We start from the raw sequence: 23358 nt of genomic DNA on the forward strand, positions 1-23358 counted from the left end.
GGGCCTCAGCTTAATCGCCGCTCATTGATGGGCAGAAGACTTCCCCTGCGGAGAGCGGGGGAAGTCTTGATCGCGGATATGGGAGGCACAGAGCGATCGAATCGTCTTTTCCAAGAGAACCTTGCCGCCCGGCTTCCATCCCAGCGCCTGCAGACGGTCGGTGATCATCAGCCATTGACTGGTATCGGAGGCTTTGGCCGGCAGGGGATGCGGGCAATCAGTGGCCCCCTGCAGGCCTGCCAGCAGGTCATGGCGATCAACGAGCAGGTCGGAGACATTGAAGACCCGGCCGTTGACCGCCTCCGGCGGCAGCTCCAGCATCAGCCGGACGGCGCGGGCGACATCGCGGCCGTGCACCTCGGAGCCGGCGCGCGGCTCGATCGGGCGTCCCGCCAGATAGTCCGCGAACAATCCGTCCCATTTCTGCGGCTGGCCGGGCAGGGCGGCGCCATAGACGCCGGTGACGCGCAGGCTGACGGCGACGAAGTCCGGCCGTGTCATCGCGGCCAGAGCCTGCTCGGCAAGCAGCTTGACCTTGCCGTACAGCGTATCGGGGTGGGGTGTCGTCTCCTCGGTCAGCACCGAGCCAGGGGGCTGGACGCCATACACCGCCCGGCTCGAGAGAAAGATGCAGCGCCGGACGCCTTCCCGCCTGGCGGTCTCGAACAGCCGGATCGTGCCGTCCCGGTTGCGGGCGCGAAACCCGTCCGGATCGCCGCCTTCGCCGCCGCGGTACCTGCCGGGCACGTGGTCGAAGGCGGCGTGGACGAAGTGATCGACGCCCTCGAAGGCGCGGGACTGGTCGATGTCGGGATCGAGGCTGAGCGGCACGTAGCGCACCGGACGGGAGAAGGCGCCGGCACCGGGCCGGGTCCTGCCCCCTGTCGTCACCTCATAGCCCTGGCCGATCAGGTCCTCGACGATGAAGCGGCCGACCTGGCCGGTGCCGCCGGACACCAGCACGCGGCTCATGGGCCCGTGGCGGCCGCCGGGGCTGCGACGGCCTCGCCCGCGCGCTGCAGCGGACCGTGCAGGGCGGCGATGTCGGGAATGGCCTCGCCGGAGAAATAGGCCTGCCAGAGATCGATCAGCGGCTGCAACTCGGCGGCCCGCGGGTGATCGGCTTCCCAGGGTTTCTCATACTGGTAGTGCAGCACCGCGATCGACCGCCAGTCCCACAATTCGGGCAGGTTGAACCAGACATATTGCAGCATGTTCATGGTCACCGGCAGGCCATGCCAGTCCGGGAAGAAAGTCTGCAGGAAGGTCTGGTCGGTGCGCGGCCAGAAGGCGCCCGGCGTGTCGAGCCGCGCGAGCATGGCGGTGAAGGTGAACAGCGACGGACGGGCGACGAAGACGCCGGAATTGAGCCGGTGGAAGTCGGCCAGGCTCTCGTAGACATTGGGTGCGGCGGAAAACTCAGGATAATCGAACAGCCTGTCGATGTTGCGCAGCACGATGGCGTCCGCGTCGATGAAGACGCAGGATTCGTATTCGGTCAGCTGCCACAGGCGCAGCTTGCAGAAATTGTCGAGCGGCGAATGGAAATCCGGTTTGCGGCCTTTGTTGAACGGTGCCTGCTGGTGAAGGGCCTTGCGCGCGTGGCGGGCGTTGAAGGCGTCGGAAACGTCGAGCAGTTCGGTGTGCACCAGGCGGCAGCCGAATTCGGCGAGCGGCGCCAGGTCCTGTGCCGCCACGCCACCGGTGTGCAGCACGGCGATGTCCGCCTTGCTGCCGGACAGCCGGATCGAGCGCGCCAGAGCGCGGGCGCCGAGCGCGTAGTCGGCGTTGGTGACCAAGGTCACATAGGCCGCCCGCGCAGCGGCCGGCGCCGCGGCGACAAGACCATCATGCTGGGGCGAGAAGCGGCTCATGACACCGATTTCAGCCGCTTGCCTTCCGGATCGGCGTTAAGCCGCGGCGCGATCTCCTTTGTCCAGGCAGACATGGCCGGGATGCGCGAACGGTCGACACGGAAGGCGAATTTGCGCGCCACCTCGACGACCTCGTCGAGCAGTCCGTCGGCGAGCTTGATCGGGTCGAGGCCGAGCGCCAGGAACTTGGCGTTCTCGACGACCAGGTCGTTCTCGGGTGCTTCCTTGCGCGGATTGGGGAGATTGACCACCTCGGCGCCGGTGAGGCCCGACACCAGCCTTGCCAGGTCGGCCACCCGGTGGGTCTCGGTCATCTGGTTGAAGATCTCGACCCGGCTGCCGCGCGCCGGCGGATTCTTCAGCGCCAGCTCGATGCAGCGCACCGAATCCTGGATGTGGATGAAGGCGCGGGTCTGGCCGCCGCTGCCGTGAACGGTGAGCGGATAGCCGATGGCCGCCTGGATCAGAAAGCGGTTGAGCACGGTGCCGTAGTCGCCGTCATAGTCGAAGCGGTTGATCAGCTGCGCGTGGCGCCGGGTCTGTTCGGTGTGGGTGCCCCAGACGATGCCCTGGTGCAGGTCGGTGATCCTGAGCCCGTCGTTCTTGGCGTAGAACTGGAACAGCAGCTGATCGAGGCACTTGGTCATGTGGTAGATCGAGCCCGGATTGGCCGGGTAGAGGATCTCCTGCCTGACCGTCTCGCCACCCATCGTGTCGATGCCGACGGGCAGATAGCCCTCGGGAATGGCAGCACCCACCGTCGAGTAGCCGTAGACGCCCATGGTGCCTAGATGCACCAGATGCGCGTCGATGCCGGTCTCGACGATGGCGTTGAGCACGTTGTGGGTGGCGTTGACGTTGTTGTTGACCGTGTAGTTCTTGTGCCGGTCGGACTTCATCGAATAGGGAGCGGCGCGCTGCTCGGCGAAATGGATGATGGCCTCGGGCCGGTTGGCCGACAGCCACTGCTTGAAGACCTCGTAGTCGCGGGCGAGATCGATGAGATGGAAATGGATCCGGCGCCCGGTCTCCTGGTGCCAGATGCGCGTGCGCTCCTGGATCGAGTCCATCGGGGTCAGCGACTGCACGCCGAGTTCGGTGTCGATCCAGCGGCGCGACAGGTTGTCGATGATGTGGATCTCATGGCCCGCGTCCGACAGATGCAGGGCCGTCGGCCACCCTATGAACCCGTCACCACCCAAAATCGCTATCTTCATATGATCGTTCCCCACTTCAAACAGACATCATTCAACCCTGATAGGGTAGAATTGTGACAGGGTTGCAATGCTTGCCAAGCCCATTTCGTTCCTGCACACAGATTTGGAGGAAAGGGAAAGCGATGGACCAGGCGATACTGTCGGGCGTGCTCACAGAGGCGGGCCACGAGCTCATGCAGCGGGTATACTACGAAGACACGGATTTTTCCGGACTGGTCTACCATGCGCGCTACCTGCATTTCCTCGAACGCGGGCGGACCGACTTCATCCGGCTGCTGGGCGTCACCCAGGGCGCCCTGCACGGAGACCGGGATCCGGCCGACGCGGTGGCCTTCGTGGTGCGGCACATGGAGATCGACTTCCGGCAGCCGGCGCGGATGGACGACATCCTCACCATCGCCACCAGCACCACCGAGGTCCGCGGCGCCCGCATGCGGCTCGACCAGACGATCAGCCGCGACGGCGCGGTGCTGGTGACCGCGCGGGTGACGGTGGCGGTCATCAACGGCCACGGCCGCGCCCGGAGACTGCCGGAGGATCTGGCGCGCAGGTTCGGCATCGACCCGGCTTCCGAATCCTAACCAAGCCTTAACCATAACGGTGTATGAATCAGGCAAGAGGGGCGGCAGGCCCGGTGTCGCGCCATCCTTTGACCAAATTTGACCGCAAGAAGACCAGCAAGGACATGGCGGCAACCGTGCAGTCTGGTTTTCAGGCAGTCGTGACGACTTGGCCGCCCGGTACCACGCCGGGCGTTTGGATTCGAGGGTTATCGAAATGGAACAGGTAGGATTGGCAGCGACGAGCGACGTGACGCTCTGGTCGCTCTTCATGCAGGCGGGCTTTGTCGTCAAGCTCGTCATGCTCGGACTCATCGGTGCATCGATCTGGACCTGGGCCATCGTCGTCGACAAGTATGTCTCCTTTGCCCGGGTGCGGCGCCAGCTCGACCAGTTCGAACAGGTGTTCTGGTCGGGTCAGTCGCTCGAGGAGCTCTACCGCACCTTGTCGGACCGCAAATCCTCCGGCATGGCCGCGATCTTCGTCTCGGCGATGCGGGAGTGGAAGAAGTCCTTCGAGCGCGGCGCGAAATCGCCCATCGGCCTGCAGATGCGGATCGACAAGGCGATGGACGTGACGCTGGCGCGGGAAGCCGAAACGCTGGAAGCGCGGCTCGGCTCGCTCGCCACCATCGGCTCATCCGCCCCGTTCATCGGCCTGTTCGGCACCGTCATCGGCATCATGACCTCGTTCCAGGCCATCGCCGGCTCGAAATCGACCAATCTCGCCGTCGTCGCGCCCGGCATCGCCGAGGCGCTGCTGGCCACTGCCATCGGCCTGCTCGCCGCCATCCCGGCGGTCATCGCCTACAACAAGTTCTCCGCCGATGCCGGCAAGATCACCTCGCGGCTCGAAGGCTTCACCGACGAGTTCTCGGGCATCCTGTCGCGTCAGATCGACGAGCGCCTGACACCGCGCCAGGCAGCTGAATAGGGTGGATTGAACCATGGGCATGGCAACATCAGGCGGCGGATCCGGCGGCAGGCGCCGCGGCCGCGGCCGCAACCGCAAGCAGCTGGTCAGCGAAATCAACGTCACGCCGTTCGTCGACGTCATGCTCGTGCTGCTCATCATCTTCATGGTGGCGGCGCCGCTGATGACCGTCGGCGTGCCCATCGACCTGCCGGAAACGCAGGCCAAGGCGCTCAATTCCGATACCCAGCCGATCACCGTCTCGGTCAATTCCGAGGGCAAGGTGTTCCTGCAGGAAACCGAGATCCCGCTCGAGGAAGTGGTCGCCAAGCTCGAGGCGATCGCCACCACGGGCTACAGCGAACGCATCTATGTGCGCGGCGACACCAATGCCGACTACGGCACCGTCATGAAGGTGATGGCGCGCATCTCCGCCGCCGGGTTCAAGAATCTGGGCCTGGTGACACTCCAGGAACAGGACAGCTAGGGGCCGATGAAAGGGAGTCTGGTCGCATCAACGGTTTTCCACGCGCTGATCATCGGATTTGCGGTGTCGAGCTTCACCGCGCCCAGAACCCTTGAAGTCACAGATATGGAAGCACTGCCGGTCGATATCGTGCCGGTGGAATCCATCACCCAGATCCAGCGCGGCGACAAGAAGGCCCCCATGGCCGAGAAGTCGGCGCCGACGCCGACCAAGCGGCCCGATCCGGTCGCCGATGCCGAGAATGTCGGCGAGAACGACGCCGACCTCAAGCCGGTGGAGGCGGCCAAGGCCAGCCCGAGGGAAGTGACGTCGCAGGCGCCGCCGAAGGCCGTCGAGACCCCCGTGCCCGCTCCGGAGCCGGAGCCGAAGCCGGCCCAAGAGGTGGCCAAGGCCGAACCCGCGCCCGAGCCGGACCCGGTGACGCCGCCGAAGCCTGCGGAAAAGCCCGCAGCCGAGGTCGAGCCGGCGCCGGAAGCCAAGCCGGAGCCTGCAAAGCCAACGGAAACAGCATCGCCGCCCGCCGAGACGACTCCGGATCCGGTGGCCGAAGCCATCGAGCAGGCAGCGCCGGCCGAGCCCGATTTCACCGCACTGCCGACGGCCGGACCGGTTCCCGCCGCGCGGCCGAAGCCGGAGAAGCCGGTCGAGACCGCCTCGGCCGAGCCCGCCAGGGAAACGCCGAAGCCGGCCAAGCCCGCCAAGCCGGCGCAGGCCGCCGGCGGCTCGTCGAAAAAGAGCGATTTCAACGCCGACGAGGTGGCCGCGCTCCTCAACAAGCAGGACTCCTCCGGCGGCGGCGCCAAGCGCTCCACCGAAACGGCCTCGCTGGGCGGTTCGAAGACGACGTCGGGCGAGACGCTGAGCCAGAGCGAGATGGACGCGCTGCGCGGCCAGATCCAGAAGTTCTGGAACATCATCCCCGGCATGGCCGATGGCGGCGATGTCCGGGTCATCGTGAAAATGCGGCTCGACCCCTCGGGCAACATCATCGGCGATCCGGAAGTCAGCGCCACGGGTGGTGCTGCCGGGACCCGCGGCACGCTGGCGGGCAGCGCCAAGCGCGCCGTGCTCAGGGCGCAGCCCTACCAGCTGCCTGCCGAGAAATACGATACCTGGTCGGAAGTCGTCGTGAACTTCGACCCGAGCCAGATGTTTTGAAAGTGAAAGGCCGAACCATGAAAAAGCTGAGCCGCCTGTCTCTCCTGTCCATGGCCCTGATTGCCGCGTTCGCCGTCATGGCGTCCGGACCGGCGCGGGCCCTGGTCGAGATCGATATCAACAAGGCCAATGTCGAGCCGCTGCCGGTGGCGATCACCGATTTCATTTCCGGCGACGAGCTCGGAGCCCAGATCTCGGGTGTGATCGCGGCCGACCTGAAGCGGTCGGGGCTGTTTGCGCCGGTGGACAAGGGCGCCTTCATCGAGAAGATCTCCAATCCCGACGCCGCGCCCCGCTTCGAGGACTGGCGGGTGATCAATGCCCAGGCGCTGGTCACCGGCCGGGTGGTCAAGGAAGCCGACGGCCGGCTGCGCGCCGAATTCCGGCTTTGGGACACCTTCGCCAACCAGCAGCTCTCGGGCGAGCAGTTCTTCACCCAGCCGGAAAACTGGCGCCGGGTGGCCCATATCATCGCCGACGCGATCTATGAGCGGCTGACCGGCGAGAAGGGCTATTTCGATACCCGCGTGGTCTTCGTCGCCGAATCGGGACCGAAGACCGATCGCAAGAAGCAGCTGGCGATCATGGACCAGGACGGCGCCAATGTGCGCACGCTGACCGACGCCAACAGCCTGGTGCTGACGCCGCGGTTCTCGCCCTCGCGCCAGGAGGTCACCTACATGTCGTTCGAGGGCGGCCAGCCGCGGGTGTACCTGCTGCAGCTGGAAACCGGCCAGCGCGAGCTGGTGGGCAACTTCCCGGGCATGACCTTCTCGCCGCGGTTCTCGCCGGACGGCCAGCGCGTGATCATGAGCCTCGAGCAGGACGGCAACGCCAACATCTACACGATGGACCTGCGGTCGCGGGCCACCACCCGGCTGACCAGCACGGCGGCGATCGACACCTCGCCCTCCTATTCTCCCGACAACAGCCAGATCGTGTTCGAAAGCGACCGCGGCGGGCGCCAGCAGCTCTATGTGATGAATGCCGACGGCACCAACCAGCGCCGGATCTCCTTCGGCGACGGTTCCTACTCGACGCCGGTGTGGTCGCCGCGCGGCGACCTGATCGCGTTTACCAAGCAGTCGGGCGGCAAGTTCTCGATCGGCGTCATGAAGACCGACGGATCGGGCGAGCGGATTCTCACCTCGGGCTTCCACAATGAAGGCCCGACCTGGGCGCCGAACGGCCGGGTGCTGATGTTCTTCCGCCAGCCGGCCGGCTCGGGCGGTCCGCAGATCTATTCGATCGACCTCACCGGCTACAACGAGCAGCAGGTGTCGACGCCGAGCTATGCCTCGGATCCGGCCTGGTCGCCGCTGCTGGAATAGTTTCGCCGGAATTTGGCCGCTATAGCGCCGCAATTGCGGTTCAAATCGCGCTCAAAACCCGGGAAAACATGATTTGTTAACCCTGTCTGTTCAATGCGGATTAACCGCGACCGGTTAGATTTGGTCAACCACACTTTCAAGGAGATCGGTCATGGGCCGCATGCAAGCACTTGCCCGCAACCCGGCAATTTTGGCGCTCTTCGTCGCGCTGGCAGTTACCGGATGCGCGTCGAAGAAGAACAACCTTCCCAACAACGCGTCCGACCTCGGCCTCGGCGCGGGCGCCGCGACCCCGGGATCGCAGCAGGATTTCACCGTCAATGTCGGCGACCGCATCTTCTTCGACACCGACTCCTCGGTGATCCGGGCCGACGCCGCCGCCACGCTCGACCGCCAGGCGCAGTGGCTGGGCCAGTACGGCAACTACCAGATCACCATCGAAGGCCATGCCGACGAGCGCGGCACACGGGAATACAACCTGGCCCTCGGCGCCCGCCGCGCCGCCGCCACCCGCGACTATCTGGCCTCGCATGGCGTGCCGGCCAACCGCATACGCACGCTCTCCTACGGCAAGGAGCGGCCGGTGGCCGTCTGCGACGACATCTCCTGCTGGTCGCAGAACCGCCGCGCGGTCACCGCACTGGCCGGCGCGGGAAGCTGAGCCTGACGCCCTGAATGCAGCAGGCGGGCGGTCTTCGGGCCGCCCGTTTTGCATTTCTCCTTATTTTAGCCGATTTGTGCGTTGATTCACTCTTCGAGCCTGCGATAATCGAGGCACGCCGGGCGGGCCAGCCTGGGCCGGCGATCAGGCAAGAAGGCAGTTTCATGCATCATCTTCGTTCACTCTTCATCGCCGTCGCCGTCGTCGCGCTGGCCGCCCCGGCTTCGGCCGGCGGCATCTTCTCCGTCCTGAGCCCGCAGCGCGCGCTTCCGCCCGCCGCGGTGGGCCAGTCCGGGGCAACCGTCCAGAACGTGCAGGTCTCGGGCGACGACGTCTTCCGCATCGGCCAGCTCGAGGAGCAGGTGCGGGGCCTCAACGGCCGCATCGAGGAACTGGGCTTCCAGCTGCTGCAGATGCAGGAGCAGATGCGGCAGATGCAGGAGGACAACGAGTTCCGCTTCCAGCAGCTCGAAGGCGGCGGCACGGCCAAGCGGAGCGATGCCGGTCCGGCGGTGACGGAGCCCGCCACCAAGCAGGCCGATTCCTCCGCGCTCCCCGGCGTCGAGGACACAGCCACGGCCTCGACCAATCCGGGCGCCGGCGCGCCGCCCAAGGACATCGGCCAGATCATCTTCGACGACAGCGGCAATCTCGTCGCGCCGTCGGGCACGGCTCCGGCGACGGGCAGCCAGACGGCGTCGCTCGGCTCGCCCGAAGAGCTCTACCAGACGGGATACAACCACGTTCTGGCCGGCGACTACCCGCTCGCCGAGCAGGTGTTCCAGGACTACCTCGCCGCCTATCCCGAGGGTCCGCAGGCCTCCGACGCGATGTTCTGGATGGGCGAGGCGCAGTTTTCGCAGGCCCGGTTCAACGAGGCGGCCAAGACATTCCTCGACGCCCACAAGCTGTTTCCGAAGGCCGACAAGGGACCGGAGACACTGCTGAAGCTCGGCATGTCGCTGGCAGCCCTCAACAACCGCGACACCGCCTGCGCCACCTACCGCGAAGTGCTGGTGAGCTATCCGGGTTCATCCAAGGTGATCCGCGACAAGGTCGCCCGCGAACAGAAGCTGAGCAGCTGCTGACTCCGCCGTCCCCGGCGGCGGCCAGCCGCGGCATACCCAGCGAGCGACCCGATGGCAGGCCCGACGATGGCCTCTCGAAGACGCTGCGCGATTTCCTCACCCACATCACCGCGCCCGGACCTCTCGGCATCGCCGTCTCCGGCGGCAGCGATTCGACCGGCCTGCTGCTGGCGCTCGACGCGGTCAACCGGGCGCTGCCGTCGCCGCGCAGGCTGGTGGGGCTGACCGTCGACCACGGACTGCGCGCCGCATCGGCCGCCGAGGCAGCCGGGGTCGGGGTGCTCTGCCTGCGCTTCGGCCTCGCGCACGAGACGCTGGCCTGGACCGGACCGAAGCCCGCCACCGGCCTTCAGGCCGCGGCGCGGGAAGCCCGCTACCGGCTGATGGAAGCGGCCGCCGACCGGCTCGGCCTCGTCGGCGTCGCCACCGGACACACCGCAGACGACCAGGCCGAGACGGTGGCGATGCGCCGGCTGCGCTCGGCCGACGCCGCCGCGGCAGGCCTCGCCGGCATTCCGCCGGCGACGCTGTTCGATGGTCGCCTCTGGGTGCTGCGGCCGCTGCTTGCCACCCGCCGCGACACCATCCGGCAATGGCTCACGCGCGCGGGGCAGGGCTGGATCGACGATCCCAGCAATGCCGACAGCCGGTTCGAGCGGGTGAGGATGCGCCGGCAGCTCTCGGACGGCGTCGCGCCGGCTGACGCGGCCGACATTGCCGGAGCCCGGCTGGCGCAGGCAGATGCGGTGGCGGCACTCATCGAGGCGGCAGGAACAAGGCTCGCCGACGGCCGGTTCCGTCTGGAGCCCGGTCAGGCCCCCGCCGCCGTCGTGCTCGCCGCGGCGGAGGCGATGATCGGGCTAGCCGGCGGACGGCGCCGGGCGATGGATCGCGCCGGGCGCGCGCTGCTGGCCGATTTCATCCTCGGCGGGACCACGGGGGCCTGCACGCTCGGCCGCGCGGTGATGACGCGGAGCGGCGGCGCGCTCATCCTGCAGCGCGAGCGCCGCGACCTGCCGGAAATCAGTGTGGCGCCGCTGGAGAGCTGCGACTGGGACGGGCGGTTCCGCATCACCAACCGGGATGCGCGGACCCCGCTGCTCGTCCGCGCCGGACCGACGCCGGGCCTGCTGCCGGTGGTGCTGCGGCAGGGGGACGGGAGCGGCGACCCGGCGGCTGCCACCGGGCTGTCCGGGGCCGGTTTCGACGTCGAGCCGCTGTGCGGCCGTGCGTCGCGGCTCCTGCCGGTTTTCGAGCTGCCGGTGGCCCGGTCACTGGCGAATCTGGCCGGCGCCAGGCCATTTCCCGACTGCCCGTGGGCATCGGCGTTAAACTAGTCATGCAATGGTCGCTCTCGCGCCTTGGCAACGGCGCATTCGAAACCTATGTTACGAGCACACAATGGCGTCACGACGCATATTTGGCCCATCAGGCGCCAGGACCCCCGGGGAAAAGAATGAACCCTAATTTTCGCAATATCGCCCTCTGGGCAATCATCGCCCTCCTGCTGGTTGCGCTGTTCAACATGTTCCAGGCACCGACCGAGCGCACGGCGGGACGGGACATTGCCTATTCGCAGTTCCTCAGCGACATCGATGCCGGGCGCGTGCGCGACGTGACGATCATCGGCGAGCGGATCAGCGGCACCTATTCCGACACCAGCGGAACCTTCCAGACCTATTCGCCGGGCGACGCCAACCTGATCGACCGGCTCAACACCCACAATGTCGCCATCACCGCCAAGCCGGAGGTCGACAGTTCCAACACGCTGATCGGCTATCTGATCTCGTGGCTGCCGATCCTGCTCATCCTCGGCGTGTGGATCTTCTTCATGCGCCAGATGCAGGGCGGCTCGCGCGGCGCGATGGGCTTCGGCAAGTCGAAGGCGAAGCTTCTGACCGAGGCGCACGGCCGCGTCACCTTCGCCGACGTGGCGGGCGTCGACGAGGCCAAGCAGGATCTCGAGGAGATCGTCGAATTCCTGCGCGACCCGCAGAAGTTCCAGCGGCTGGGCGGCAAGATCCCCCGCGGCGTGCTGCTGGTGGGCCCTCCCGGTACCGGCAAGACGCTGACGGCGCGCGCGGTGGCCGGCGAGGCCAATGTGCCCTTCTTCACCATTTCCGGCTCGGACTTCGTCGAGATGTTCGTCGGCGTCGGCGCGTCCCGCGTCCGCGACATGTTCGAACAGGCCAAGAAGAACGCTCCCTGCATCATCTTCATCGATGAAATCGACGCCGTCGGCCGGCATCGCGGCGCCGGTCTGGGCGGCGGCAACGACGAGCGCGAGCAGACGCTCAACCAGCTGCTGGTCGAGATGGACGGCTTCGAGGCCAATGAGGGCATCATCCTGATCGCCGCCACCAACCGTCCCGACGTGCTCGACCCGGCGCTGATGCGCCCGGGCCGCTTCGACCGCCAGGTGGTGGTGCCGCTGCCGGACGTCTCGGGCCGCGAGAAGATCCTCAAGGTGCATGTGCGCAACGTGCCGATCGCGCCGAACGTCAATCTCAACACGCTCGCCCGCGGCACCCCCGGCTTCTCCGGCGCCGATCTGATGAACCTCGTCAACGAGGCAGCCCTGATGGCCGCCCGCCGCAACAAGCGCATGGTCACCATGCAGGAGTTCGAGGACGCCAAGGACAAGGTGATGATGGGGGCCGAGCGCCGCTCCACCGCCATGACCCAGGACGAGAAGAAGCTGACCGCCTATCACGAGGCCGGCCACGCCATCGTGGCGATGAACGTCGCCATGGCCGACCCGGTGCACAAGGCCACCATCATTCCGCGCGGCCGCGCGCTCGGCATGGTGATGCAGCTGCCGGAAGGCGACCGCTACTCGATGAGCTTCAAGTGGATGGTCTCGCGGCTCGCCATCATGATGGGCGGCCGCGTCGCCGAGGAGCTGACCTTCGGCAAGGAGAACATCACCTCGGGCGCCTCCTCGGACATCGAGCAGGCCACCAAGCTGGCGCGCGCCATGGTCACCCAGTGGGGCTTCTCCGACGAACTCGGCCAGGTCGCCTACGGCGAGAACCAGCAGGAGGTCTTCCTCGGCCATTCCGTGGCGCAGCAGAAGAACGTCTCGGAATCCACCGCGCAGAAGATCGACAGCGAGATCCGCCGCCTGATCGACCAGGCCTATACCGAGGCGCGCTCGATCCTGACCAAGAAGAAGAAGGATTTCGTCATCCTCGCCGAAGGGCTGCTGGAATACGAGACCCTGTCGGGCGAGGAGATCAAGTCGCTGGTGCGCGGCGAGAAGCCCGCGCGCGATCTCGGCGACGACACGCCGCCAAGCCGCGGCACCGCGGTTCCGACCGCCGGCGTCAAGGGCAAGGGCAAGAAGGGCGACGAGCCCGAGGCGGGCCTCGAGCCGCAGCCGCAATAGCTGGCAACCGGCAGGCGGTTCATCCGCCGGCCCCTGTTGACTGACGAGATGCCGCAGGATCCCCGGATGCTGCGGCATCCTGCTTTCTGGAGCCGAAGCGGCGCCGGAGGCCGCTCTGGCTCTCTGTCACGATGCATGTCGTGATCGCGAAACCGCCGCACATTTTCGGGCGACATGCATGGATGCGCTTCTGCTTTTCATTCAATCGCCGACGTGCTCTCAGTTTCCGATCTGTCGCATTGTCCTTTGACGACGTGACATTCACTTCGTCCGGGAATGCTCCGGGCGACGGCCGGAACAGTCATGGCCTGTTAACCGCACAGCCATGGTCTGTTTACCATGGAGCTGAAAACGCCGCGCCCAATGCCGCCGACGGCCCCGTTTCGTGTCAATTGCTACGATTTGTAATCAAAACTGACTTTATTCTCGTGAGGGAATATAAGACATCAGGGCGACGGGAATCAGCGCGGGACTCATTGATACCGCAGCACCGGCAAGGGGGCTTCATGAGCAAACGTTATTTCGGGACCGACGGCATCCGCGGTCAATCGAACATGGCGCCGATGACTCCGGACATCGCGATGCGGGTGGGACTGGCGGTCGGCAACCTGTTCAAGCGCGGCGAGCACCGCCACCGGGTCGTCATCGGCAAGGACACGCGCCTGTCGGGCTACATGATCGAGAACGCCATGGTGGCAGGCTTCACCGCCGCCGGCGTCGACGTCTTCCTGCTGGGACCGATCCCCACGCCGGCGGTGGCCATGCTGACGCGGTCGCTGCGCGCCGACATCGGCGTGATGATCTCGGCCTCGCACAACCCCTACCAGGACAACGGCATCAAGCTGTTCGGTCCCGACGGCTTCAAGCTGTCGGACGAGATCGAGATGCGCATCGAGGCGCTGCTTGACGAGGACATCCATCTGCAGCTCGCCCGCTCCGAGGCGATCGGCCGGGCCAAGCGCGTGGACGGCGTCCACGACCGCTACATCGAGTTCGCCAAGCGCACCATGCCCAAGGACATCACGCTGTCGGGCATGCGCGTGGCGATCGACTGCGCCAATGGCGCCGGCTACAAGGTGGCGCCGGCGGCGCTGTGGGAACTGGGCGCCGAAGTGGTGACGATCGGCAACGAGCCGAACGGCACCAACATCAATCTCAATTGCGGCTCGACCCATCCGGTGGCGCTGGCGCGCAAGGTGCACGAGGTGCGCGCCGACATCGGCATCGCGCTCGACGGAGACGCCGACCGGGTGCTCATCGTCGACGAAAACGGCGCCATTGTCGACGGCGACCAGCTGATGGCGCTGATCGCCGAATCCTGGGCCGCCGACAACCTGCTGCGCGGCAACGGCATCGTCGCCACCATCATGTCAAATCTCGGGCTCGAGCGCTTCCTCGGCGACAAGGGGCTCAATCTCGCCCGCACCCAGGTGGGCGACCGCTACGTGGTCGAGCACATGCGCGCCCACGACTACAATGTCGGCGGCGAGCAGTCCGGCCACATCGTGCTGTCGGATTTCGCCACCACCGGCGACGGCCTGGTGGCGGCCCTCCAGGTGCTGGCCTGCGTGCAGCGGATGGGCCGACCGGTCTCTGAGGTCTGCCGCCGCTTCGAGCCGGTGCCGCAGGTGCTCAAGAATGTGCGCTATTCGGGCGGCAAGCCGCTGGAGGACAAGCGCGTGCGCCAGGCCATCGGCGACGCCGAGAGCGAGCTGAGCAAGACCGGCCGGCTGGTCATCCGCGCCTCGGGCACCGAGCCGCTGATCCGGGTCATGGCCGAAGGCGACGACAGGGCCCAGATCGAGGGCATCGTCGACAACCTGGTCACCGTGATCTCGGATGTGCGCAACGCCGCCTGATCTCCATGGTTAACCAAATCTAAAAATGCAAAAATGGCGGCTTCGGCCGCCATTTCTATTGTCGCAAAATATTTTTGTTTCGATTCCTGGTAAACGAACGTGGTTAAGCCAGATTTAACCTTTGCTGCCCATTATCCATCTCGAAACAACGGTGTGAAGCATTCCGCTCGGGGCATGCAGCGCCAGATTCGACGATGGAGCAGATCATGAAGAAATTCCTCCTGGCGGGTGCGGCCATGGCGCTGTTTGGCGCGGTAACAGCACAAGCAGCAGACATCATCCCTCAGTTGCCTGAGGAACCCATCTACCAGCAGCCGGAACAGCCGGTGGTGGCCTCGGCTTCGGGCTGGTACATCCGCGGCGACGTCGGCTATGCCTGGAACCGCAGCAAGGGCGTCGACTTCTTCCAGGGCGACCTCAACACCTACACCGCCTTTTCCAGCTCCAAGCTGCGCGGCTCCTACTCGGTGGGCGGCGGCGTCGGCTACCAGGCCACCGACCGGCTTCGCGGCGACGTGACGCTCGACTATTTCGGCAAGGCCAAGTTCAATGGCTCGACCATCGGCACCTGCGGCGCCGGCCCTGTCGCCTGTACCTCGACCGACCTGTCGTCGATGACGGCCTACAGCCTGCTCGCCAACGCCTATGTCGATCTCTACAAGTGGGGCCGCTTCACCGCCTATGCCGGCGGCGGTCTCGGCGGCACCTATGTCAAGTGGAACGGCCTGAACAACGTGGCCTGCGAAGACGCGAGCGGCGACTGCTACGAGGACAACCATGGCGGCGGGGCCAAGTGGCGCTTCACCTACGCGCTGATGGCCGGCGCATCGGTCGACCTGACCTGCAACCTCAAGGGCGATCTCGGCTACCGCTACCGCCATGTCAGCGGCGGCGGCATGTTCCGCGCGCTGGGCAGCTCCGGCTACCAGGGCTACGACCGCGGCTTTGACTCGCACGAGGTCCGCGGCGGCCTGCGCTACAGCTTCGGCGGCTGCGAAACCCAGGCAGCCTATGTCGAGCCGGCGCCGATCTACTCCCAGCCGGTCTACAAGTAACCAGATCCGACCTTCGATCGAGCCGCCCGGTGGAGACACCGGGCGGCTTTCTGCTGTCCAAATGCGGGCGGCGGGCGCGACAGGGTTAATCGACGGCAAACAAACACGGTTAAGAAACATGCTTAACCTCGACTTAACCACTCGCCCTCATACTCGGCCGCAATGAACTGCACGGACGGCGCCGAGCCTTCCATGCCCATCGAAGGAAAGGGCTGACCATGCTCAAGCGAATCGCGTTGTCCTCATGTCTGGTGCTGCTGGCGGGCGCGGCGTCGCCGGCGCTGGCCGCCGACATCGACCAGATCATCTACGCACCGGAACTGCCGACGACGCAGATGGTCGAGGTCGGCTCCGGCTGGTACCTGCGCGGCGACATCGGCTATTCGCTGCAGAGCAAGGGGGCGGCGACGTCCTACAATGTCTTCGATGCCGGCCCGCCGGCAAGCTACACCGCCACGGCGTTCGATTCCTCGGACCTGACCTCGGATTTTTCCGGGGCCATCGGCTTCGGCTACGCCTTCACCGACTACTTCCGCTCCGACCTGACGGTCGACTTCAGCCGCGGACGCTTTGACGGCTCGAGCAGCGCCGCCGGAGACTGCGTCGGCGGCACGCCGGCCAACACCACCTGCAGCTCGACCGGCCGCCAGGACTTCGAGAGCTACGGCTTCATGGCCAACGGCTATGTCGATCTCGGCACCGTGGTTGGCTTCACCCCCTATCTCGGCGCCGGCGCGGGCATCACCCGGGTCAAGTGGGACGACCTGAATTCGACCAATCGATGCGTCGATCTCGGCGGCGCCTGCGGCACGACCGAGACCGCGCAGGCGGGCGCCGACAGCTGGCGCTTCACCTATGCGCTGATGGCCGGCATGTCCTACGACATCTCCGAGAGCCTCAAGCTGGATCTCGGCTACCGCTACCAGAAGACCGCCTCCGGCCCGATGTTCCAGTATGACGCCGCCACCGCGCTGGCCGGCGCCAGCGGCGCCCAGGCCCGCGACAACGGCTTCGAGAAGCACGAGGTCCGCGTCGGCCTGCGCTATGAACTCTGGTAGGCGAAAGCGCCCGATGACCACGATCCGAGGCGGGGGAAACCCCGCCTTTTTCGTGCCCTCCGAGCATTCCGCTTGACTTCGCAGCGCGGCAAATATACCTCCGCCAGTGGGCCACCCCTCCCCAACGAGGGGCCACTATCTGGAAGGATAGCCGAATGACTGGTATCGCCAAGCCGGACAACCGTCCGCAAAATCCCAATTTTTCCTCGGGTCCCTGCTCGAAGCGTCCTGGCTGGTCGCTCGAAGCCCTTGCCGATGCGCCGCTGGGCCGCTCCCACCGCGCCAAGGTCGGCAAGGCCAAGCTCAAGCAGGCGATCGAGCTTACCCGCGACATCCTCAAGGTTCCCGCCGACTACCGCATCGGCATCGTGCCGGCGTCGGACACCGGCGCCGTCGAGATGGCGCTGTGGTCGCTGCTCGGCGAGCGCGGCGTCGACATGGTCGCCTGGGAGAGTTTTGGCTCCGGCTGGGTCACCGACGTGGTCAAGCAGCTCAAGCTCAAGGACGTCCGCAAGATCGAGGCGCCATACGGCGAACTGCCGGATCTTTCGACCATCGATTTCGACCGCGACGTGGTCTTCACCTGGAACGGCACCACCTCCGGCGTGCGGGTGCCCAACGCCGATTTCATTCCCGCCGACCGAAAGGGGCTGACCATCTGCGACGCCACCTCGGCGGCCTTCGCCCAGGAGATGGATTTCTCCAGGCTCGACGTCGTCACCTTCTCCTGGCAGAAGGTGCTGGGCGGCGAGGGCGCGCACGGCATGCTCATTCTCAGCCCGCGCGCCGTTGAGCGGCTTCTGACCTATGTGCCGGCCTGGCCGCTGCCGAAGATCTTCCGGCTAACCTCCGGCGGCAAGCTGATCGAGGGCATCTTCTCGGGCGAGACCATCAACACGCCGTCGATGCTTTGCGTCGAGGACTATCTCGACGCGCTCAATTGGGCGCAGTCGATCGGCGGGCTCGACGCGCTGATCGCGCGCGCCGACGCCAACGCCCAAGTGCTGTTCGATTTCGCCGCCTCGACGACCTGGCTCGGCAATCTCGCCCGGGTCGACGAAACCCGGTCGAACACCTCGGTCTGCCTGACGATCATCGACCCGGACGTGGCGGCGCTCGACGCGGACGCCCAGGCGGCCTTCGCCAAGGGCGTGGCGGGCCTCTTAGAGAAGGAAGGCGTCGCCTTCGACATCGGCGCCTATCGCGACGCGCCGTCGGGCCTTCGCATCTGGTGCGGCGCCACCGTCGAGACCGCCGATCTCAAGGCGCTGACGCCGTGGCTCGCCTGGGCTTTCGAGACCCAGAAGGCGACGCTTTCCAGGGCGGCGGCCTGAGACCCAGTCCGGCCTCGCCCGAGGGCGGGGCCGCCCATTTCCTTTATAGACCTGAACCCCATTCAAGGAGGCCATCATGGCACCTCGCGTTCTCGTATCCGACGAACTCTCCGAAACCGCCGTCCAGATTTTTCGCGATCGCGGTGTGGAGGTCGATTTTCAGCCGCTGCTCGGCAAGGACAAGGAAAAGCTTGCCGCCATCATCGGCAATTATGACGGGCTGGCGATCCGCTCGGCCACCAAGGCCACCGAAAAGCTGATCGCGGCGGCCACCAATCTCAAGGTCATCGGCCGCGCCGGCATCGGCGTCGACAATGTCGACATTCCGGCAGCCTCGCGCCGCGGCATCATTGTCATGAACACGCCGTTCGGCAACTCGATCACCACCGCCGAGCACGCCATCGCGCTGATGTTCGCGGTGGCCCGGCAGCTGCCCGCCGCCGACGCCTCGACCCAGGCCGGCAAGTGGGAGAAGTCGAAGTTCATGGGCGTCGAGATCACCGGCAAGACGCTCGGCGTCATCGGCGCCGGCAACATCGGCTCGATCGTCATATCGCGCGCGCTGGGCCTGAAGATGCATGTGCTCGCCTACGACCCGTTCCTCTCGGCCGAGCGCGCCCAGGAGATGGGCGTGACCAAGGTCGAGCTCGACGAGTTGCTGGCGCAGGCCGATTTCATCACGCTGCACGTGCCGATGACCGACAAGACCCGCGGCATTCTGAGCCGCGAGGCGCTGGCGAAGACCAAGCCCGGCGTGCGCATCATCAACTGCGCCCGCGGCGGCCTGGTCGACGAGGCGGCCCTTGCCGAGGCGCTGAAGTCCGGCCATGTCGCCGGCGCCGGCTTCGACGTCTTCGAAGTGGAGCCCGCAACCGAGAGCCCGCTGTTCGGCCTGCCCAATGTCGTCTGCACCCCGCATCTGGGGGCCGCCACCACCGAGGCGCAGGAGAATGTCGCGCTGCAGGTGGCCGAGCAGATGTCGGACTACCTCGTCAAGGGCGCGGTCTCCAATGCCATCAACATGCCCTCGATCACGGCCGAGGAGGCGCCAAGGCTAAAACCCTTCATCCGGCTCGCCGACGTGCTCGGCGCCTTTGTCGGCCAGGTGACCGAAAGCGCCATCAAGGAAATCGAGATCCTCTATGACGGCTCGACCGCCGAGATGAACACCAAGGCGCTGACCTCGGCGCTGCTGGCGGGCCTGATCCGCAGCCAGGTGGCCGACGTCAACATGGTCTCGGCCCCGATCATGATCAAGGAAAAGGGCATCGTGCTCTCCGAGGTCAAGCGCGACAAGACCGGCGTCTATGACGGCTACATCAAGCTGACGGTGACCACCGGCAACCAGACCCGCTCGATCGCCGGCACGGTGTTTTCCGACGGCAAGCCGCGCTTCATCCAGATCAAGGGCATCAACATGGACGCCGATGTCGGCGCCCACATGATCTACATCGCCAACACCGACGTGCCCGGCATGATCGGCTTCATGGGCACGACGCTCGGCGACGCCGGCGTCAACATCGCCAATTTCCAGCTCGGCCGCGAGAAGGAAAAGGGCGAGGCGATCGCGCTGCTCTATGTCGACGGCGGCGTCGAGCAGGCGGTGCTCGACACGCTCACCGCCCATCCGGCGATCAAGCAGGCCAAGCCGCTGAGCTTCAACGTGGATTGAGGTGGGGGGAAGATGGCGCCTCCCGGGATGGTGGTTTCGGGGGGGAATTTGGGGGTGGGGGTTGGCAGCTTCTGGGCAGGCGCAACCGCTGAGGCTTGGACTTGCGTCAGACAACCTCTCCAGTTTTGCGAGGCAAGTCAAAGCTCAGACGTTAGTGGGGTGCACCCCAGAGCCCAAGCTGTTTCTTCAGCTCTGCAAGACGCTGCGTAGATTCCTCCGGGCGCTCCCGGATGTGCTTCTTTGGGTCGGGATCAGAGAGCGCTCGAGACATGGCGTGGAATCCAAGTGCCCGATAGGCCTCCATCTGCTCTTCAGAGAAGAACTGGTCGCCAGTGGATTCATGAGGGAACGATGGATAGCGGCGTTCGTAGTCCAGAACGTAGTCCGGTTCATCCCCGGTGACAGCGGCTTTGACGTATAGCAGAATTCCTTTCTTCCCTTCACCATAGTCGATGTCGCCGATCGCAAAGTGGCAATCATGTAACTCAGAATCCTCGGGGACATCTTGTTCGAGGTTTTCCTTTCTCTTGAGTGCTGCGGCGCGGATCGGCGCCCACTTGATGTTGATCCGCACGCCGAGGTCGATGCGGGCGAAGCGCTCGGCATCGACCAGAGCGCCGAACGTCATTGCGGGATCTGCCTCCGCGTCGGCGACGATGATGATGCGGCACTCCCGCTTCAGGAGCTGGTAGAGGCCGATATTGTCGATGTGTCCACCGTCAGTAAGATAAACCTTTGCCGCATCGTCAGAGAGTAATCCAAATGACTCCGCGATCAGATAGGCGCGGAAAAAATCATACCAGCGAGTGTATTCCAATGCCGGTCGACCGCTGGGGTTTTCATACGATACCGGCTTTACGAAGCGTGGGTTCGGCATCCAATAGCCGAGGCGTAGATTCAGGAGTGCCATCGTTGGACGCAGAAGACCGATCCGCACACGACCCATGCTTGAGGAGACCGCTGCACCCGAAATCGCAACTGCCGTTGCGAGGTCGAGTTGCTTCAAGTTGTCCTGCATCAGTGTCGACCTCACGTAACCCGTCAGGTCACTGCCGACGAAACTCCCTGAGAAAATGAAGAACTCAGCATTGCGTCCTCGCTTCACAGGATCTGTTTCGCGCAAGCGCGTGTCACCGTGTTCGACGGCCTTGGTGGTCGCCGCGCGATCTTCAGCTTCGTTTTGGAGCGACATCGTATCGGCTGCCGGCCCCAACGCCGATCGTTGACGAGCATTCAATGTGGCATTGACCAGGAGGTAGGGCGCGTTCGCCTGATCAATATTGGAAAGCAGAAGCGGCCCTGGTCCCACAATGTCTGCGCCCAGGCGAAACGCAGCACTCAGGCGCTCGCGATAAAGTCGATGGAGGCCGTTGGCGTTTTCAGAGAAATTGATCGTCAGCATGAGGACGATCGCGGTGACGAGCAGATAGATATTCACCATCTCGCTTCCATTGCTCCCGGTTCGGGTAATCAATACCGCGCAGATGAGGAACGCAGCAAAGGCGGCGACAGCCAGCATTCCCTTTCCGAAGGTGTTCTTGTCGGTTGTAACAAGAGCCCCAAAGATGCGGAGCATCTCCCGTCCCTGTCTGCGAACCACGAAGATCCAGCATTCCCAAAGCACGAGAACACCCGCAATGATGGCAAGCCAGAAGGTGAGTGTCGGGCTAAAAAGAAAGGAGGGGGCCATAGGATAATCCACGACATCGAATCGATACTCATCCTTGGACGAAATGCCCCACAACGTCAGCGCCAGGTAGGCGGCATAGATCAGGACCGGGACGATCAGGCCGGCGGCCATAAAGATCGCCTTCGAGGCGATGGCACGCAGCTTGATCGCCACTGTGGCGTTCTTCATCGCCTTCTGGATCCAATCGGCCAATGTGCCCCGCAACCCGGCGGTCGCAGTGGCGAAAGCGATAAGGACGGCGGCAATGGATGGGATTGTGCGTCTGTTTTCCTCTGAGCTTGCTGCGTAGTTGAACAGAAATTCCAGGATCGGCCCCTGGACTTCGGTAAGGAGGGCCAGGATCGTCATTGCAGACAACGTGCCGGTTACCCACGTCCCCTGGCTGGTCAACTCCTTGTCGGTCTTGGTGCGATTCAGGCCATGGCGCTCAGGCAAGGACCTCCAGAGCCCCCAGGCAACGAGATAGACAACTGTGATTGCGGCGAGCACGCCCGTCGCAAGGAAAGGAAAGTCGCACAGACCCCCTGTGGTCCGGCAATCGATTCCGGCGATAGGAAAGAGGCCGCTGAAGACCTGAACGAGGATGCTCTTCTTGAGGTCTGCCGCGGTTGGGTTCGCGATGACGGTAATCGTCGCGAGTGGAACGATCAGGGCGAGAATGAGAAAGGCGTTGACTGCAAGCCCACGAGCCAGGACTGCGAAAGACGGCAGGATATCGGACATCCCGTTCGGGATTAAGTACCGGCTGTGATCTCTGATGTGGCTGACTGGCTCGCTGTCGCGCACGTCATCCCTGCTCGCTTTGTCGCTGTCGGGCAGCACGGCATGATCGGGCCTCTTCCTTGGATCGCCCGCGAACGGGAATTGTCCGCGCTCCGCTCCGCGGGACATTGCAGCCACCATGCTGGCGCCGATATGCCCGCCTCCGGAGACCGTCGACAGATAGTCGAGGCGGCTTATGAGTCCCTGTGTGTGCAAAGACTGCAGCACGCCGAGGCAAAAACTCGATGAGCGAATGCCGCCACCGGAAAGGCCGATGCCGAAAAGGCCTTCCGGAACATTTCCCATCCGACCGGCGGGGCCTCTTCCGTCTTTCGCGGCGCGGCGTTTGATAACGGCGTCGTACTCTTCGTTACGAATCTGCGCGAAGTCGTAGTTATGGTTCTCCCCCTGCCGCATGACGTCTACCCCCTGCATGCCTGTTTAAAAATAAGTGTAACTCATTAATGGTCTACAGGTATAGCGTGCGCTGTCTAGATAGCCTATTTTCACATAGACTTTGTTCGGCGATAAATTCTATTGATTATTGTTATGCGATGAATTGGCCGGAGTGGCTATTTTTTTACCTATCTAAATCAAGTAAACCCATATCCTGTTGGCCTAAACATCTGGTGGATCGCCGAGCGTCTGCGAGGGCGAACGTCGACAGGGCGGAGGCGAAGAAACTGGCTCGATGGCGTTGGCTGTCTCATCGCGGCAACTCTATTTTTTGAGAAGGCCCACACAGGCTGACTTCATTTCGGTGTCCTCGGTAAAGACCTGTCGACAGAGCTTCGCCCGTTCCAGGACTATCTTGATCTCGTTGTGGTCGGCCGTGTCCCTATCGGCCTGTCGCGCGGTCGCATCTTCTCGCATCAAGGACAGGACGCGCAGATAGGAAGCCTGATGAGCCCCGAAGGCTGCGCCCAGCACGAGGGCGCACAGCATCGGTGCCAGAACGGCGAGCTTCATATCAGGCCGTTCATGCTGCGTGCGTTCACAAAAGAAAACCGCGAGATCAGTGTGATTGATACCGGAAGCATCGTCGCAGTGCCAAGCTCCCGGCTGGCACCCGTGAACATGCCGAGAAACGTTCCAATAAAAATGAAGGCCACGACCTTGAAGAACTCGCCGGCACGGTGTTTTCCGACGGCAAGCCGCGCTTCATCCAGATCAAGGGCATCAACATGGACGCCGATGTCGGCGCCCACATGATCTACATCGCCAACACCGACGTGCCCGGCATGATCGGTT

The 23358-nt window shown here is 64.7% G+C and carries 20 protein-coding genes; 14 read left to right on the forward strand and 6 right to left on the reverse strand.

Going from position 1 to position 23358, the window contains the following annotated elements; translation table 11 throughout:
- Positions 1 to 21 precede the first annotated feature (21 nt).
- Genes DFR52_RS23380 through DFR52_RS23390 form a run of 3 tightly spaced genes read right to left on the reverse strand, consistent with a single transcriptional unit; the run spans position 22 to position 3091 of the window.
- Complete coding sequence (locus DFR52_RS23380; protein ID WP_110034505.1) at positions 22 to 972, reverse strand: NAD-dependent epimerase/dehydratase family protein; 951 nt, start codon at positions 970 to 972, stop codon at positions 22 to 24.
- Positions 969 to 1874, reverse strand: coding sequence for a glycosyltransferase (locus DFR52_RS23385; RefSeq protein ID WP_110034506.1), 906 nt, complete (start codon positions 1872 to 1874; stop codon positions 969 to 971). The genes DFR52_RS23380 and DFR52_RS23385 overlap by 4 nt, the downstream gene beginning before the upstream one ends.
- Positions 1871 to 3091, reverse strand: a complete 1221-nt coding sequence (locus tag DFR52_RS23390) for an NAD-dependent epimerase/dehydratase family protein (protein ID WP_110034507.1) — start codon at positions 3089 to 3091, stop codon at positions 1871 to 1873. Before DFR52_RS23390 ends, DFR52_RS23385 begins: the two co-directional genes overlap by 4 nt.
- Before the next feature lie 122 nt (positions 3092 to 3213).
- Here DFR52_RS23390 and ybgC point away from each other — a divergent pair, with 122 nt between their 5' ends.
- The 14 genes from ybgC (at position 3214) to serA (ending at position 19655) form a co-directional block, all read left to right on the forward strand.
- Positions 3214 to 3672, forward strand: a complete 459-nt coding sequence (ybgC, locus tag DFR52_RS23395) for a tol-pal system-associated acyl-CoA thioesterase (RefSeq protein WP_110034508.1) — start codon at positions 3214 to 3216, stop codon at positions 3670 to 3672.
- A 196-nt stretch (positions 3673 to 3868) separates the two neighbouring features.
- Entirely contained in the window at positions 3869 to 4585 is a 717-nt protein-coding gene (gene tolQ / locus DFR52_RS23400; protein ID WP_110034509.1) for a protein TolQ, read from the forward strand.
- A 13-nt stretch (positions 4586 to 4598) separates the two neighbouring features.
- Positions 4599 to 5051, forward strand: coding sequence for a protein TolR (gene tolR / locus DFR52_RS23405; RefSeq protein ID WP_110034510.1), 453 nt, complete (start codon positions 4599 to 4601; stop codon positions 5049 to 5051).
- Between the two features lie 6 nt (positions 5052 to 5057).
- Positions 5058 to 6209 carry a hypothetical protein gene (locus DFR52_RS23410; protein WP_110034511.1) on the forward strand — a complete coding sequence of 384 codons (1152 nt, stop codon included), beginning with the start codon at positions 5058 to 5060 and terminating at the stop codon, positions 6207 to 6209.
- Between the two features lie 17 nt (positions 6210 to 6226).
- On the forward strand, positions 6227 to 7540 hold the full coding sequence (gene tolB, locus DFR52_RS23415) for a Tol-Pal system beta propeller repeat protein TolB (protein WP_110034512.1): 1314 nt from the start codon (positions 6227 to 6229) through the stop codon (positions 7538 to 7540).
- Positions 7541 to 7691: 151 nt separating this feature from the next.
- A complete protein-coding gene (gene pal / locus DFR52_RS23420) occupies positions 7692 to 8201 on the forward strand; it encodes a peptidoglycan-associated lipoprotein Pal (RefSeq protein ID WP_110034513.1) in 510 nt (169 codons plus the stop codon).
- Positions 8202 to 8365: 164 nt separating this feature from the next.
- The gene (ybgF, locus tag DFR52_RS23425) at positions 8366 to 9289 is read left to right on the forward strand and encodes a tol-pal system protein YbgF (protein WP_110034514.1); all 924 of its coding nucleotides are present in this window, start codon (positions 8366 to 8368) and stop codon (positions 9287 to 9289) included.
- A gap of 128 nt (positions 9290 to 9417) precedes the next feature.
- Entirely contained in the window at positions 9418 to 10626 is a 1209-nt protein-coding gene (gene tilS, locus DFR52_RS24745) for a tRNA lysidine(34) synthetase TilS (protein WP_280954206.1), read from the forward strand.
- A gap of 119 nt (positions 10627 to 10745) precedes the next feature.
- Positions 10746 to 12677, forward strand: a complete 1932-nt coding sequence (ftsH, locus tag DFR52_RS23435; RefSeq protein ID WP_110034516.1) for an ATP-dependent zinc metalloprotease FtsH — start codon at positions 10746 to 10748, stop codon at positions 12675 to 12677.
- A 506-nt stretch (positions 12678 to 13183) separates the two neighbouring features.
- Positions 13184 to 14536, forward strand: coding sequence for a phosphoglucosamine mutase (gene glmM / locus DFR52_RS23440; RefSeq protein ID WP_110034517.1), 1353 nt, complete (start codon positions 13184 to 13186; stop codon positions 14534 to 14536).
- A gap of 206 nt (positions 14537 to 14742) precedes the next feature.
- Entirely contained in the window at positions 14743 to 15591 is an 849-nt protein-coding gene (locus DFR52_RS23445; protein WP_110034534.1) for an outer membrane protein, read from the forward strand.
- A 218-nt stretch (positions 15592 to 15809) separates the two neighbouring features.
- Positions 15810 to 16649 carry an outer membrane protein gene (locus DFR52_RS23450; protein ID WP_245415466.1) on the forward strand — a complete coding sequence of 280 codons (840 nt, stop codon included), beginning with the start codon at positions 15810 to 15812 and terminating at the stop codon, positions 16647 to 16649.
- A 155-nt stretch (positions 16650 to 16804) separates the two neighbouring features.
- A complete protein-coding gene (locus DFR52_RS23455) occupies positions 16805 to 17983 on the forward strand; it encodes a phosphoserine transaminase (RefSeq protein ID WP_110034519.1) in 1179 nt (392 codons plus the stop codon).
- Between the two features lie 76 nt (positions 17984 to 18059).
- Positions 18060 to 19655, forward strand: a complete 1596-nt coding sequence (gene serA, locus DFR52_RS23460) for a phosphoglycerate dehydrogenase (protein ID WP_110034520.1) — start codon at positions 18060 to 18062, stop codon at positions 19653 to 19655.
- A gap of 151 nt (positions 19656 to 19806) precedes the next feature.
- Here serA and DFR52_RS23465 read toward each other — a convergent pair whose 3' ends face one another.
- From DFR52_RS23465 to DFR52_RS24355, 3 genes are all read right to left on the reverse strand, one after another.
- The gene (locus DFR52_RS23465; RefSeq protein ID WP_146215661.1) at positions 19807 to 22524 is read right to left on the reverse strand and encodes a patatin-like phospholipase domain-containing protein; all 2718 of its coding nucleotides are present in this window, start codon (positions 22522 to 22524) and stop codon (positions 19807 to 19809) included.
- Between the two features lie 303 nt (positions 22525 to 22827).
- Positions 22828 to 23076, reverse strand: coding sequence for a hypothetical protein (locus DFR52_RS23470; RefSeq protein WP_110034522.1), 249 nt, complete (start codon positions 23074 to 23076; stop codon positions 22828 to 22830).
- A partial coding sequence (locus tag DFR52_RS24355; protein WP_158285033.1) for a hypothetical protein occupies positions 23073 to 23358 on the reverse strand: 286 nt, incomplete at its 5' end. The genes DFR52_RS24355 and DFR52_RS23470, both read right to left, overlap by 4 nt.

The organism is Hoeflea marina, from assembly GCF_003182275.1.
GTDB lineage: Bacteria > Pseudomonadota > Alphaproteobacteria > Rhizobiales > Rhizobiaceae > Hoeflea > Hoeflea marina.

What these genes read in the sequence shown, in the direction of transcription:
- DFR52_RS23380 (WP_110034505.1), bottom strand. Translation starts at nt 972, where the DNA reads ATGAGCCGCGTGCTGGTGTCCGGCGGCACCGGCCAGGTCGGCCGCTTC.
- DFR52_RS23385 (WP_110034506.1), bottom strand. Translation starts at nt 1,874, where the DNA reads ATGAGCCGCTTCTCGCCCCAGCATGATGGTCTTGTCGCCGCGGCGCCG.
- DFR52_RS23390 (WP_110034507.1), bottom strand. Translation starts at nt 3,091, where the DNA reads ATGAAGATAGCGATTTTGGGTGGTGACGGGTTCATAGGGTGGCCGACG.
- ybgC (WP_110034508.1), top strand. Translation starts at nt 3,214, where the DNA reads ATGGACCAGGCGATACTGTCGGGCGTGCTCACAGAGGCGGGCCACGAG.
- tolQ (WP_110034509.1), top strand. Translation starts at nt 3,869, where the DNA reads ATGGAACAGGTAGGATTGGCAGCGACGAGCGACGTGACGCTCTGGTCG.
- tolR (WP_110034510.1), top strand. Translation starts at nt 4,599, where the DNA reads ATGGGCATGGCAACATCAGGCGGCGGATCCGGCGGCAGGCGCCGCGGC.
- DFR52_RS23410 (WP_110034511.1), top strand. Translation starts at nt 5,058, where the DNA reads ATGAAAGGGAGTCTGGTCGCATCAACGGTTTTCCACGCGCTGATCATC.
- tolB (WP_110034512.1), top strand. Translation starts at nt 6,227, where the DNA reads ATGAAAAAGCTGAGCCGCCTGTCTCTCCTGTCCATGGCCCTGATTGCC.
- pal (WP_110034513.1), top strand. Translation starts at nt 7,692, where the DNA reads ATGGGCCGCATGCAAGCACTTGCCCGCAACCCGGCAATTTTGGCGCTC.
- ybgF (WP_110034514.1), top strand. Translation starts at nt 8,366, where the DNA reads ATGCATCATCTTCGTTCACTCTTCATCGCCGTCGCCGTCGTCGCGCTG.
- ftsH (WP_110034516.1), top strand. Translation starts at nt 10,746, where the DNA reads ATGAACCCTAATTTTCGCAATATCGCCCTCTGGGCAATCATCGCCCTC.
- glmM (WP_110034517.1), top strand. Translation starts at nt 13,184, where the DNA reads ATGAGCAAACGTTATTTCGGGACCGACGGCATCCGCGGTCAATCGAAC.
- DFR52_RS23445 (WP_110034534.1), top strand. Translation starts at nt 14,743, where the DNA reads ATGAAGAAATTCCTCCTGGCGGGTGCGGCCATGGCGCTGTTTGGCGCG.
- DFR52_RS23450 (WP_245415466.1), top strand. Translation starts at nt 15,810, where the DNA reads ATGCTCAAGCGAATCGCGTTGTCCTCATGTCTGGTGCTGCTGGCGGGC.
- DFR52_RS23455 (WP_110034519.1), top strand. Translation starts at nt 16,805, where the DNA reads ATGACTGGTATCGCCAAGCCGGACAACCGTCCGCAAAATCCCAATTTT.
- serA (WP_110034520.1), top strand. Translation starts at nt 18,060, where the DNA reads ATGGCACCTCGCGTTCTCGTATCCGACGAACTCTCCGAAACCGCCGTC.
- DFR52_RS23465 (WP_146215661.1), bottom strand. Translation starts at nt 22,524, where the DNA reads ATGCGGCAGGGGGAGAACCATAACTACGACTTCGCGCAGATTCGTAAC.
- DFR52_RS23470 (WP_110034522.1), bottom strand. Translation starts at nt 23,076, where the DNA reads ATGAAGCTCGCCGTTCTGGCACCGATGCTGTGCGCCCTCGTGCTGGGC.